At 60.8% G+C, this 12,268-nt stretch carries 12 protein-coding genes; 8 read left to right on the top strand and 4 right to left on the bottom strand.

Annotated features, from left to right (window positions below):
- Positions 1-27 precede the first annotated feature (27 nt).
- Positions 28-414 (top strand): DUF2784 domain-containing protein, encoded by a 387-nt coding sequence (locus tag AC1RME_RS08530; RefSeq protein ID WP_096820132.1) that lies wholly within the window; start codon positions 28-30, stop codon positions 412-414.
- Here the strand turns inward: AC1RME_RS08530 and AC1RME_RS08535 are convergent.
- Positions 411-932, bottom strand: coding sequence for a DUF3087 domain-containing protein (locus AC1RME_RS08535; RefSeq protein WP_096820133.1), 522 nt, complete (start codon positions 930-932; stop codon positions 411-413). The two genes, AC1RME_RS08530 and AC1RME_RS08535, sit on opposite strands and share 4 nt — an antisense overlap.
- Positions 933-1,143: 211 nt before the next feature.
- Here AC1RME_RS08535 and ppnN point away from each other — a divergent pair, with 211 nt between their 5' ends.
- From ppnN to AC1RME_RS08565, 6 genes are all read left to right on the top strand, one after another.
- Positions 1,144-2,517 (top strand): nucleotide 5'-monophosphate nucleosidase PpnN, encoded by a 1,374-nt coding sequence (ppnN, locus tag AC1RME_RS08540; RefSeq protein WP_064597381.1) that lies wholly within the window; start codon positions 1,144-1,146, stop codon positions 2,515-2,517.
- A gap of 415 nt (positions 2,518-2,932) precedes the next feature.
- Positions 2,933-4,585 (top strand): phospholipase, encoded by a 1,653-nt coding sequence (locus AC1RME_RS08545; RefSeq protein ID WP_096820134.1) that lies wholly within the window; start codon positions 2,933-2,935, stop codon positions 4,583-4,585.
- Positions 4,586-4,598: 13 nt separating this feature from the next.
- Positions 4,599-4,790, top strand: a complete 192-nt coding sequence (locus tag AC1RME_RS08550; RefSeq protein ID WP_096820135.1) for a hypothetical protein — start codon at positions 4,599-4,601, stop codon at positions 4,788-4,790.
- Positions 4,791-4,806: 16 nt separating this feature from the next.
- Entirely contained in the window at positions 4,807-6,168 is a 1,362-nt protein-coding gene (locus AC1RME_RS08555) for a vWA domain-containing protein (protein WP_176504836.1), read from the top strand.
- Positions 6,169-6,364: 196 nt separating this feature from the next.
- Complete coding sequence (locus AC1RME_RS08560) at positions 6,365-7,099, top strand: substrate-binding periplasmic protein (protein WP_096820137.1); 735 nt, start codon at positions 6,365-6,367, stop codon at positions 7,097-7,099.
- A 106-nt stretch (positions 7,100-7,205) separates the two neighbouring features.
- Positions 7,206-7,427 (top strand): hypothetical protein, encoded by a 222-nt coding sequence (locus AC1RME_RS08565; RefSeq protein WP_096820138.1) that lies wholly within the window; start codon positions 7,206-7,208, stop codon positions 7,425-7,427.
- On the opposite strand, the gene AC1RME_RS08570 is transcribed toward AC1RME_RS08565, so the two are convergent.
- The 3 genes from AC1RME_RS08570 to AC1RME_RS08580 all read right to left on the bottom strand — a co-directional run bounded on the left by AC1RME_RS08570 (position 7,421) and on the right by AC1RME_RS08580 (position 11,082).
- Positions 7,421-8,839, bottom strand: coding sequence for an FAD/NAD(P)-binding protein (locus tag AC1RME_RS08570; RefSeq protein ID WP_096820139.1), 1,419 nt, complete (start codon positions 8,837-8,839; stop codon positions 7,421-7,423). The two genes, AC1RME_RS08565 and AC1RME_RS08570, sit on opposite strands and share 7 nt — an antisense overlap.
- Before the next feature lie 59 nt (positions 8,840-8,898).
- Entirely contained in the window at positions 8,899-10,302 is a 1,404-nt protein-coding gene (locus AC1RME_RS08575; protein WP_096820140.1) for an LLM class flavin-dependent oxidoreductase, read from the bottom strand.
- Between the two features lie 216 nt (positions 10,303-10,518).
- A complete protein-coding gene (locus AC1RME_RS08580; RefSeq protein ID WP_096820141.1) occupies positions 10,519-11,082 on the bottom strand; it encodes a helix-turn-helix domain-containing protein in 564 nt (187 codons plus the stop codon).
- An 85-nt stretch (positions 11,083-11,167) separates the two neighbouring features.
- Between AC1RME_RS08580 and AC1RME_RS08585 the strand changes: the two genes are divergently transcribed.
- Positions 11,168-12,106, top strand: coding sequence for a DMT family transporter (locus tag AC1RME_RS08585; protein ID WP_096820142.1), 939 nt, complete (start codon positions 11,168-11,170; stop codon positions 12,104-12,106).
- Positions 12,107-12,268: the final 162 nt, after the last annotated feature.

The following is a 12,268-nucleotide window of genomic DNA, read 5'->3' on the forward strand; positions in this document are numbered from 1 at the left end:
CACTCACATCTTCGTCAGGGAGACGACATGCTGTATCGAATTGCCGCCGACGGGCTGGTGCTGTTTCACCTATCGTTCATTCTGTTCGTGCTGTTTGGCGGGCTGTTGGTGCTCAAGTGGCACCGCGTGGCCTGGCTGCATCTGCCGGCCGCAACCTGGGGCGTGATGGTCGAGGTGTTGCACCTGACCTGCCCGCTGACTTACTGGGAAAACCTGATGCGCCACGCCGCCGGGCAGACCGAGTATGCCGGTGGTTTCATCGAGCATTACGTCTGGCCGATCATCTACCCGGCGGGGCTGACCCCGCAGATTCAACTAGCGCTGGGCAGCGTGGTGCTGGCGATCAACCTGCTGGTATACGGGCGTCTGATCCGTCAGTGGAAACTGCGTCGCGCCGCCCGCATTCCGTTCTAACGCGACTTCAAGGTTTCCAGCCAGGCCGGATCGAGGCGCGTCTGATCGGTGTCCAGACCCAGCGCCTCCATCCGAGCCTTGTGCGCCTCGACTTCCCGATGCAATTGCGCATGATCGCTGGAGTTGCCGTCCAGTTCATGCATCTGGGTCAGGCCAAGGTGATAGAAACGCAGTACTTTCATCGCCGTCGGATCCCCCTTCTCCACCGACGCCGTCACCTGATGCATGACGTTGGTGACGCTCATCAGACTGCGCTTGAGCCGCCAGCCATATACCGCCGGGGCCATCCAGGTCTGATGCCAGAAACGCCCGCGCAACAACGCTGCCGTCAACAGAAATGCGCCGAACACCCCGCCGACATTGAACCGCAGGTTATCCCCGCCCGGCTCGCCGAACAGCGCCACCGCCACGGTCGAAAACGCCATCGCCAGCACCAGGAACAGCACCGCGATAATCAGCGTGCTGCGCCGGGTCTGCTGGCGATAAGTGATGGCATCGATCGGTTGAATCTCGAACATCGTGACAGGCTTCCATGGCTTGAAATAAAAAGAGGCCGGCGCATTATCGCCTCTGAGGCGGATTTAGCTATGCTGGAGCTCCTTTTCATCTTTTCAGCGTCCAACGGGGACATGGCGATACCACGCAGATCGTGCCATCTTCATTCATGGATACACACTATTCGGATGCCATTGGCCAGGCCGGCAATGACATCGTTTTAAGGATCACTGCATGACCCAACGACACGTAATCAATGCCTCGGTCAGCCCAAAAGGCAGCCTGGAAACCCTTTCCCAACGTGAAGTTCAGCAACTGAGCCAGGCCGGAACCGGCAGCACCTACACCCTCTTCCGCCAGTGCGCCCTGGCAATCCTCAACACCGGCGCCCATGTCGACAACGCGAAAACCATTCTGGAAGCCTACAAGGACTTCGAAATCCGCATCCACCAGCAGGATCGCGGCGTGCGCCTGGAACTGCTGAACGCCCCGGCCGATGCCTTCGTCGACGGCGAAATGATCGCCAGTACCCGGGAAATGCTGTTCAGCGCCCTGCGCGACATCGTCTACACCGAGAACGAACTCGATGCCCTGAGCATCGACCTCAGCACCTCCCAGGGCATCAGCGACTACGTCTTCCACCTGCTGCGCAACGCGCGCACCCTGCGTCCGGGCGTCGAGCCGAAGATCGTCGTGTGCTGGGGCGGCCACTCGATCAACACCGAAGAATACAAATACACCAAGAAAGTCGGCCACGAACTGGGCCTGCGCAGCCTCGACATCTGCACCGGCTGCGGCCCGGGCGTGATGAAAGGCCCGATGAAAGGCGCGACCATCGCCCATGCCAAACAACGCATCCACGGTGGCCGCTATCTGGGCCTGACCGAACCGGGCATCATCGCCGCCGAAGCGCCGAACCCGATCGTCAATGAGCTGGTGATCCTGCCGGACATCGAAAAGCGCCTAGAAGCCTTCGTCCGCGTCGGCCACGGCATCATCATCTTCCCGGGCGGCGCCGGCACTGCCGAAGAGTTCCTGTACCTGCTGGGCATCCTGATGCACCCGGACAACGCCGGCCTGCCGTTCCCGGTGATCCTGACCGGGCCGAAACATGCCGCGCCGTACCTGGAGCAACTCGACGCTTTCGTCACCGCCACCCTCGGCGAGGCAGCGAAACAGCACTACGAAATCATCATCGACGACCCGGCCGAAGTGGCGCGCCAGATGACCGCGGGCCTCAAAGCCGTGAAACAGTTCCGCCGCGAACGCAACGACGCGTTCCACTTCAACTGGCTGCTGAAGATCGACGAAGGCTTCCAGCGTCCGTTCGACCCGACCCACGAAAACATGGCCAACCTCAAGCTGCACCGCGACCAGCCTCCGCATGAACTGGCAGCCAACCTGCGCCGCGCGTTCTCCGGAATCGTCGCCGGCAACGTCAAGGACAAGGGCATTCGCCTGATCGAGGAACACGGCCCGTATCAGATCCGTGGCGACGCCGCGATCATGCAACCGCTGGACCTGCTGCTCAAAGCCTTCGTCGCCCAGCACCGGATGAAACTGCCGGGCGGCGCGGCGTACGTACCGTGCTATCGCGTGGTTTCCTGACTCGAAGATGTACGTGCCTGAAGCGCAAGGCTTCAGGCACAACTCTCACGCTTCAACGCCTCCTGCCTGCAGACATTCCATCGTAAAAACGGCCTCCGACGAGTGGTGGCCATTTGTCACTCGGCAGGTTTGACAGCCTATTGGCCGTGACTATGATCCACGTGCAGCCAGCACCGTGCTGCATTGCCATGGAGGCAACCTCATGTCCGGATTCACGGATGTCTTTCGTATGCGCTGCGCCAACCGGCGTCAGTTCCGCCTACCCCACTGTCGCGATGTCGTCTGGTAGTCCGCGGCGATTACGTAGCCGTACCTTTTTGAAACCTTGAATGTTCCTGCCTGGACCCGGCGCATTGTTCGGCGCAGTCGTGCCTGCACGTCCAGAGTTTTTCCTCAGTCATAATGGAGACTGGAAATGACCGAAGCCAATAAACCAAAGGATCCCGGAAATGCTTCCGGTGGCAGAATCGGCGAATTGCTGGACCTTCTGTTCAGTGAGGAGGGCATCGCCATTCCAGGCGATGGCACTGTGCTGGACCTGGTAGCACTGGGCGAACACACGCTCAAGTATCACAAGATGGCCGACCCGCAGCAGCGGCTCTCTACGCCAGTCAAGGGGGGGCCGAGCGAATTCTTTGAAGGCGGTGAACATACAGCGATCGGAGACAGCGTGACGTTGTACTTTTCCGGAAGCGACTCCGGCTCGCCTGCCTGGTCCGTGCCATTGCACCTGCCCAATGGCCTGCAACTCACCTATGGTCAGGTTGTCGCCCTCGGCGGAGATTTCTACGGTATCCCGGACAAGCCGATTTCCGATGGTGCCACGGCCGGCGACCGCATCAAGCGCTTCTCGGCAGCGTTCGACTCGCTGGCAACCCTGCCGGCATCCAAGGCCGAGGCAGGCGAAATCCTGGCGGTGATGCAGGAAGAAATCAAAGCAGCCAATCAAGCGATTCTGGACGGGGTTCAGCCCCATGTTGCATACGACAAACTCGACGACGACCTGTCGAAAAAATGGAATCGGATCACTGGCGGCGGCTACCTTATCCCGCCGTGGATTCCCATGGGCCGCTACCTGAAGCTGGCCGCGACCAACTGGGATCACTTCGGCGACTGGGCCGTGCTGGCCTACAAGGCCGGCCACGCTGCGGCCCTCAATCAGGCAGTGAAGGCTCATGGCACAAAGCAGCGCAAGGATCTGGAACTGGCCTACGCAATGAACGCCTTTGCCGACCACTTCCTTTCCGACCTGTTCTCTGGCGGTCATCTGCGCACGCCGCGCAAGCAGTTGTATGAAAAGGTTACGCCCAGCGATATCGGCTCACTGCTGTCTCGCTCCATGCACGATGAAGACTGCAAGTTCGGTCTCAACGTTTTCAATGCAATGGATGAAAACTGGCACGCCTATGGCGACAAGCGCTACTTCGATACGGTTGATGTCGCCAACCGCAACAATGTCAATACGGTCGTGCAGACCTCGGTGGACGAAATCTTCGAAACCTATATGAATGGGAGTGCACCGAGCGAGGGCCAGTACCAGGCGTTGCTCTATGTGCCCGACCTGAAACAGGTGCAGAACCATCTGAGCACCGCCAACTACTCTGCGCTGTTCGTGGCACAGAACAATACGGTGCTGCGTCGCCAGGACATCAACAATCTCAACGACCGCAACTGGACTGACAACTGGTGGGGATCAACCACGTTGGCGCTGCTGACCAACGACTACCACCCCAAACCACCGGCCGGCTACCTGAACCCGCCGACTCAAGCTCCCACCATTCAGGCAAACGGCTGGCAGAGCCATACGCCCAGCCCACCGAACTGGGTCGACGGTAACGCGGTGCGCTATGCCTACAGCTTCACCAATGGCCTGAACGAGTCGTACACCGGGCCGTGGTCGGCGTTCGTCACCCTCGAAGGTAGCTACCACCCGTCCGTCACCGTTCCGCTGGACACCAGCGGCAAGTCCACCGCCCGCAACGTCTTCCGTCAGTTCGAGGGCAAGGCGCCAACTCTGGTGGGCAGCGTGGCCAATGGCGAAAGCACCTTCATCGATCAGCAGAACTGACAAGGAGTCAGACATGTCCATCACCATTACGGTAAATCTGGCATCGGGCGAATCGGCCAAAGGCATCGCTCTGGAGTTGCTGTCGGATGGCGTCCCGGTGGCGCGAGCGACGATTGATGACCAGGGACGAGCAGTGTTCAACACGACAGCCACCCATGGACGACTGGCGGTGCGGTTCGATCGCTCGACAGTCGATGAAGCATGAGCAGGGAGCACACAACATGACCAACGTTTCAGTGGTTCCAATAGTCGATACTTCGGCCAGCATGACCGGCTCCGGGTATGTAGCGCAAACGGTCATCGACACCCGCGCGTTCTTGCGCCTGCTCAAGCCGGGCGACAAGGTGGCGGTGGTGGCCTATGACACCAACGCACGCAATGTCTATCCAAACAACAACAGTCTGGCCACGGTCGATCAGGCATTGACCGTGACCAAGAACGCCTCGGATGCAGTGGGCGGACTGTCGTTCAATGGCAACTCCACCGCCATCGGCAGGGGCTTGCAGCAGAGTCGCAATTTTCTTGACGCGGCCGGCGAGCCCCGCGCTTGTATATTGCTGACTGATGGTTACCAGAACGACGGACCTCCGCCATTGGACGTTTTGCCGGGTTACCGGGTGATGGCTTGCGCCATGGGGGCCAACTCGGATCAGCAATTGCTGAAACAGATCGCTTCGCGCACGGGCGGCCAGTTCTTCTATGCGCCGCGCGCGGCGGACATGATGAAGGTCTACAACCAGATTCGTTCGGACACCGCCTCGGCCGCTTTGCTGGTCAACGAACTCAATGACATCCAGCAGAACGATTACCGGTTGATCCCCGCCGTCGTCTCACAACGACCAGGGGGTGCCCAAATGTCGGCGGTGTGGTCGAACACCGAGATCAGCTACACCCGAGGCAGTCCTTCGGGCAATCAGTTGTCGGTCACGCTGGTCGACCCGTCCGGCTCCACCAGTGCGCTGAACCCGACGATCATCGGCGACGGTTTCGTCATCTACAACGTCGACAACCCGGCACCAGGGCAGTGGTACGTCCAGCTCGAGTTCGCCGGAGGCGGGCAGTTGATCAACTGCACCGGCGGCGCATTGCAATATTTCTCGCAGTCCCTCCGGAGCGCAGCAAGCCTGGAACTGAGCATTGACCTGCCCACCTTGCACAGCGTCGGTCAGCCTTTACCACTGAACATCCATCTGGATGCAGGCGGTGAAATCCTCAGCAATGTGCGCGCCCACGCTATCGTGCAGCGACCGACCATCAGCCTTGCAGATGCGCTGGTCAAATACGATGCTCAACTTGGCTCGGTGCAACCTGACCCGGCAGACCTGGCCCGCGGCGTACCGTCGGCCAACGCCCGCCTCGCGGCCTTGCGCCAACGATTGCTGCCCGAGCAGGACATCCTCGCTCACCAGCAAGGTGTGGTGCACCTCAAGACCGCCAACAATCTCCCTCTGACCACGTTGATCGACACGCCAGTGGCGGGTTCATACAACGTACAGGTGGTGGTCACTGGCGAGGGCAGCCTGTCTGGACCGTTCCAGCGCAGTCATCTGGTCAGTGTGTTGGTGAACGACGTACGAAGTTAAGTCCGCAGTAACCGTGCAACCGGTCTGGCGCAGGCTGGCCGGTTGTACACTGCCGAATTCTGACACTCTATGTCCGTACAACTCGCTGGCACTACCAAACCGCCCTGCTCTCTGACACAAAAGCCCCGCTGATTCCCCACGACAGCCGTCATGTGGGCGTACTAAGCTGGGCGATTGATTTGTTCAGGGACGATCCATGAAACGTTTTGCCGCCTGCCTGCTGTCTTTTCTGGCCCTGACGGCCAATGCGGCAGATCTGCAACTGCTCACCGACAATCATCCTCCGCTGCATTTCCTTCAGGGCGATCAACTGGTGGGCTTCGGCGTGGATGTGGTGCAGGCCCTGGCCGCGCAGACCGGCGATCGCATTCACTTGCAGCAAGTGCCGCTGCTGCGCGCCCTGCGCATGGCCAGCGATACCCCGGACACCGGCGTATTTACTGTCCTGCGCACCGACGCACGCGACGACAGCTACCAATGGGTCGGGCCGTTGATCGAAGTCGAAACCGCGCTGTATGCCCACGACAATTTTCACCCACCGGTACGCAGCCTGCGTGAAGCCGATCACCTGGGCCGGATCACCGTGCCACGCAAATGGCTGGTCTACAGCTATTTGCAGGAACAGGACCTGACCAACCTTTACGGCGTGGAAACCCCGGAACAGATGATGCGTCTGTTCAGTCTCGGGCGGACCGACTTTGTGGTGTCCGACACCTTGTCCAGCGCCGCCCTCGCCCGCGAGCAAGGCATGGAACCGGGGCGTTTGCAGTACCAGTTGCCGTTGATGAAGCAGGACACCTACATCGCGTTCTCCCGACAGACCGACCCCAAACAGGTCGCACGCTGGCAACAGGCACTGGATACGCTGCGCGCCGACGGCCGCCTGGAGAAAATGCGCCAGCGCTGGCTGAGCAACACCCTGCCGCGCTGATCACGCATCAACGCCTTTGATAACAACTATCTGAAAAGGTGTTTTTTCTTCTGGCGCCGGTGGTCATAAAGTGGCGGTCATCTTCTTCCCACTTTCTGGTGCACCCATGAAAGACTTCATTGCCCTCGGGTTCATCGTCGCGCTGATCGGCGCCACCTCAGCGATTGCCAACGCCCACGGCAACGGGCACGTCGTAGCCATGACCAGTGTCGGCCAGTCCGGCACATTGAACGTCGACACCGTCGGCCTTGGCAGCGAAGCCACGGGCAGCCTGGAGCAGACGCTCTACGTTGCGCAGAACGCCTCCGAGTACGGTTACGACTATTGAGCCACCAGCCGCGCCGCCAACGCCTTGGCCTGCGACGCGACATCGGTCACTGCGGTACTTTCCCACCACATCCCTCTGAGTGGCGGGCCCATCGCGAACAGTCTTTGTGACACTTTCCCCTGAGCATCCAGCACCGCGCCGTCCACCGCCGCCGCAATCCCCAGCGCCAATGGCCCCGGTTGCACCAGCCCACGGGCCAGCAACTGCTGAGGCAAGGGCCGGTCGACCCGGCGCCAGTCATACTCGATACCACTGGAATTGATCAGCGCCGCGCCTTGCACCACGCGCGTTTCACTCTCGCCCCGACGACGGACGCGAATGCCAACACCTCCGCCCGACACCGGCTCAAGACCTTTATAGGACGCGGCGTGAATACGCAGGCGCCCTTCGCGGTGCAGACGCTCGACCAGCTCCGCACTCAGCGGCGGCGAACGATGGTGATGGCTCTCCCACCACGGCCGCACATGCCGCACGAATTGCCGGCGCTGCGCATCGCTCGCCTGGCTCCACAGCCGACCGATGTGCGCGCGCACCGTATCCAGCGGCGCCTGCCAGTCGATGCCTTGGGCGATGGCGACCTGGCAATGCCGGCGCAATTCGCGCAGCAACTGGCGTGGCGTGCGGAGGCTGTGATCCTCGGCGAGAAAGTCCACCCACGCCGGCGGCTGTCGACGCACATGGGGCAACAGTCCGTGCCGGGAAAACACTTCGATCGGCCCGCGATGCCCGGCCTGCTCCAGCGAGACCACGGCATCGACCATGGTCAGGCCGGAGCCGATGATCAACACCGTGGATTGCGGATCGAGCTGGCGCATGGCGCCCAGATCCCACGGGTCGAGCGCGGCGGCATTGAGGCCGCTGGACTGCTTTTGCGGCGTACGGGCGGCGGGGAACATGCCGGTGGCGAGCACCGCAAAAGCGCCTTGCAGTCGCTGGCCGTCGCTCAAGGTGAGCTGCACCGAATCAACTGAAGCCTGTACATCAATCACCTCTGCGCGCACGTGCTCGACCGTCGAACCATGCTGCGCGCCCACCTGCTGCGCTTCGGCCAGACGCTGCTGCACATAGACGCCGAACAGGCCCCGGGGTGGAAACAGTTCGCTGACCGGTACATGTTGCTGATCGGATTCAGGCCAGCCGCCGCTGGCAATATGATTGGTCAGCCATTGGGTCAAGTCATCGGCATTGTCCGGGTCGACGCTCATCCGCGCGGCATTGCCGTTGAGCGTGTGGCCCAGCTCCACCGCACTGTACGCTTCGCCCCGGCCCAGTTCGGCCCGGGGCTCGATCACCAGAATCCGTCGCCGCCCCGGCAGGTGCAGCAATTGCACCGCCAGCATCGCGCCACTGAGGCCGCCGCCGACAATCAGGATGTCGGCGTGACGGATGGCGGTCGTATCGGTTTGAGTCATGCCATTCTCGCTGCAGAGGGTTTGCTCAAGTCAGTGTCGTGCAGACGCTGCGAGCGAGTCTAGACAGACGCGACCTTTTTCTCCTGCCGATGCAGCTCGCCCAGGTTTCGATAACCGCTGCCCGGATGGATCTGCGGCAATCTCGGTCCTTCGCCAAACAGCTTTTCGCGCAACGTGCCCGGCGTGTATTCGGTCTTGTAAACACCGCGTTTCTGCAACTCCGGCACCAGCAATTCCACGGCGTCGATGAAGGTTTCGTGGGTCAGTGCGTAGGCCAGGTTGAAGCCGTCGACGTCGGTTTCATCGACCCATTCCTGCAACAGGTCCGCCACCGTTTCCGGGCTGCCGACGAACAACGGGCCGAAACCGCCGATGCCGACCCAATCGGCCAGTTCGTTCGGGGTCCAGACCTTGTTCGGATCCGCCGTGGAAAACGCCTCGACCGCCGACTGAATGGCATTGGTGTGCACATGCTTGAGCGGTTCGTCCGGTTTGAAGCGGCTGAAGTCGATGCCGGTCCAGCCAGAAATCAACGCCATCGCGCCTTCGTAGCTGACCCAGGATTTGTATTCTTCGAACTTGGCTTTGGCCTTGGCGTCGGTCTCGCCGAGGATCACGGTTTGCAGATTGAAGATCAGGATCTTCGACGGATCGCGTCCGGCCTCGGCGGCGCGGCGACGAATGTCGGCCACGGTTTTTTTGAGCAGCACTTTCGACGGCGCAGCGACGAAAACGCACTCGGCATGCTCGGCGGCAAACTGCTTGCCCCGGCTGGAAGCGCCCGCCTGATAGAGAACAGGCGTGCGCTGCGGCGACGGTTCGCAGAGGTGAATGCCTGGCACCTGGAAGTGTTTCCCGTGGTGGCGGATCTCGTGGATCTTGCTCGGGTCACTGAAGATCCGCCGTTCGCGATCCCGCAGAATCGCGCCCTCTTCCCAACTGCCTTCCCAGAGCTTGTAGCAGACCTCCAGATATTCTTCGGCGAAGTCGTAGCGCGCGTCGTGTTCAGTCTGGGCTTGCTGACCGATGTTCTTCGCACCGCTCTCCAGATAGGACGTGACGATGTTCCAGCCGGCGCGGCCCTTGGTCAGGTGATCAAGGGTCGAGAGGCGTCGGGCGAATGGATATGGATGTTCGAAGGACAACGAAGCAGTCAGGCCGAAACCCAGGTGCTCGGTCACCAGCGCCATCGGCGGGATCAGTTGCAACGGGTCATTAACCGGCACCTGTGCCGCCTGCCGGATCGCCGCCTCGCCGTTGCCGTTGTACACGTCGTAGATGCCCAGCACGTCGGCGATGAACAGCCCGTCGAACTTGCCGCGTTCGAGGATTTTCGCCAGATCGGTCCAGTACTCCAGATCCTTGTACTGCCAGGAACGATCCCGAGGGTGCGCCCACAGGCCCGGCGACTGGTGGCCGACGCAGTTCATGTCGAAGGCGTTGAGGCGGATTTCACGGGGCATCAGACGGCACTCCCGATTTTCAGGAGGCATTTGGAGGTGTGATTTGAGGTGGTCATGTGAGGCGACTCCGTGGTTTCCGGATGAGGATCCAGAACCCTTAGCAGGAGTCATGCCTGAATATATTTTCGTTATTTATCAATAGATTAAGATAACAACCTAAAGCAGTCTGCACGAAGAATAGAGCAAACTGTTTATCCGCTGTCGGCCCTGCAACAGTCAAATCACCACATTACGCACGAAGCGCGCCGCGACTTCCCCGTCATTGCGATAGGTGTGCGGCTGGTTGCTGGCGAACATGAAAAACTCACCGGCGGCGATGTGCTGCGGCTGGTCGCCGAGCATCAGGGTCAGGCAGCCTTCAAAGACGAAAATCTGCTCGCTCCAGCCCTCGGCGTCCGGTTGCGAGGGATAGACCTCGCCCGGTTGCAGGCACCATTCCCACTGTTCCACCGCGCGGGTGGCGTTGGCCTTGGACAGTAAAACGGCTTTGCTGCCGGGAATGCTGCCGGCCCAGGCGAGTTCGTTGATACGGCCCGGATCGCGGTTGTCCGGGGCCTGGATCAAATCGCTGAACGCCACTTCGAGGGCTTCGGCGACACGATCGAGGGTGGTCAGGCTGACGTTTTTTTCGCCGGCCTCGATCGCGACCAGCATGCGCCGGCTGACCCCGGATTTTTCCGCCAGCGCTGTCTGGCTCATGTCGGCGGCGTGGCGCAGGCGTCGGACGTTCTGGCTGACGTGTTGCAGGACCGAAGCCCGTTGTACAGAATCTTTGTGCACTATATTGCTCACTGGCTGGGGTTGGGCAGTATACTGCGCAACATTTGGCGCATTGTGCGTCGCCTCTTCAAAAGTGCGCAAGGTCATGACGTCAGCCAACTCCCCCCAAACTCCCCTGCGGTTTTCCCGGTTCAGCAAAGCCGAGTGCGTGCTGGTGCTGATCACCATGCTTTGGGGTGGCACCTTTTTGCTGGTCCAGCACGCGATGACCGTCAGCGGGCCGATGTTTTTCGTTGGCCTGCGCTTTGCCGCAGCGGCGAGCATCGTCGCGCTGTTTTCGTGGAAACACCTGCGTGAGCTGACCTTGTTCGAACTCAAGGCCGGCGCGTTCATCGGCGTGGCGATCATGCTCGGCTATGGCTTGCAGACCGTTGGCTTGCAGACCATCCCCAGCAGTCAATCGGCGTTCATCACCGCGTTGTACGTGCCGTTTGTGCCGCTGCTGCAATGGTTGGTACTCGGTCGTCGTCCCGGCTTGATGCCGAGCATCGGGATCATGCTGGCGTTTACCGGGTTGATGCTGCTGTCGGGGCCGTCCGGCGCTTCGTTGAATTTCAGTCCCGGTGAAATCGCCACGCTGATCAGCGCCATCGCCATAGCGGCGGAGATCATCCTGATCAGCACTTATGCGGGCCAGGTCGATGTGCGCCGGGTAACGGTGGTGCAACTGGCGGTGACCTCGGCGCTGGCGTTTTTGATGGTGGTGCCGACCGGTGAAGCGCTTCCGGGCTTCTCCTGGCTGCTGCTGAGTACGGCCCTGGGATTGGGCGCGATGAGCGCGGCGATTCAGGTGGCGATGAACTGGGCGCAGAAAAGCGTTTCGCCGACTCGTGCGACCCTGATCTATGCAGGTGAGCCGGTCTGGGCCGGGATCGCCGGTCGGATTGCGGGGGAGCGTCTGCCGGCGATTGCGTTGGTGGGCGCCGGGTTGATTGTTGCGGCGGTGATCGTCAGTGAGTTGAAGACCAAGGGCAAAACCACGTCGGACCTCGAAGAAGAGCTGAGCCGCGAAACCGAGCACTGATCGAACCCACGCTAAAGCGTGGGTTCGCGCATTTCCCCTCCCTGAAACAATGTGAACCAAACAATTTGCGGCTACTTTGTAGGATTCAGAGACATCCTCGCGTTTGGCGATCCGGGAGCTGGCACGTATGATGCTTCACAAACTTCCGCAGATTAGAAGCCT

Source organism: Pseudomonas sp. GW822-FHT03F08 (assembly GCF_058801265.1).

Excerpts from the sequence above, each read along its gene's own strand:
- AC1RME_RS08530 (WP_096820132.1), top strand. The coding sequence starts at position 28 with ATGCTGTATCGAATTGCCGCCGACGGGCTGGTGCTGTTTCACCTATCG.
- AC1RME_RS08535 (WP_096820133.1), bottom strand. The coding sequence starts at position 932 with ATGTTCGAGATTCAACCGATCGATGCCATCACTTATCGCCAGCAGACC.
- ppnN (WP_064597381.1), top strand. The coding sequence starts at position 1,144 with ATGACCCAACGACACGTAATCAATGCCTCGGTCAGCCCAAAAGGCAGC.
- AC1RME_RS08545 (WP_096820134.1), top strand. The coding sequence starts at position 2,933 with ATGACCGAAGCCAATAAACCAAAGGATCCCGGAAATGCTTCCGGTGGC.
- AC1RME_RS08550 (WP_096820135.1), top strand. The coding sequence starts at position 4,599 with ATGTCCATCACCATTACGGTAAATCTGGCATCGGGCGAATCGGCCAAA.
- AC1RME_RS08555 (WP_176504836.1), top strand. The coding sequence starts at position 4,807 with ATGACCAACGTTTCAGTGGTTCCAATAGTCGATACTTCGGCCAGCATG.
- AC1RME_RS08560 (WP_096820137.1), top strand. The coding sequence starts at position 6,365 with ATGAAACGTTTTGCCGCCTGCCTGCTGTCTTTTCTGGCCCTGACGGCC.
- AC1RME_RS08565 (WP_096820138.1), top strand. The coding sequence starts at position 7,206 with ATGAAAGACTTCATTGCCCTCGGGTTCATCGTCGCGCTGATCGGCGCC.
- AC1RME_RS08570 (WP_096820139.1), bottom strand. The coding sequence starts at position 8,839 with ATGACTCAAACCGATACGACCGCCATCCGTCACGCCGACATCCTGATT.
- AC1RME_RS08575 (WP_096820140.1), bottom strand. The coding sequence starts at position 10,302 with ATGCCCCGTGAAATCCGCCTCAACGCCTTCGACATGAACTGCGTCGGC.
- AC1RME_RS08585 (WP_096820142.1), top strand. The coding sequence starts at position 11,168 with ATGACGTCAGCCAACTCCCCCCAAACTCCCCTGCGGTTTTCCCGGTTC.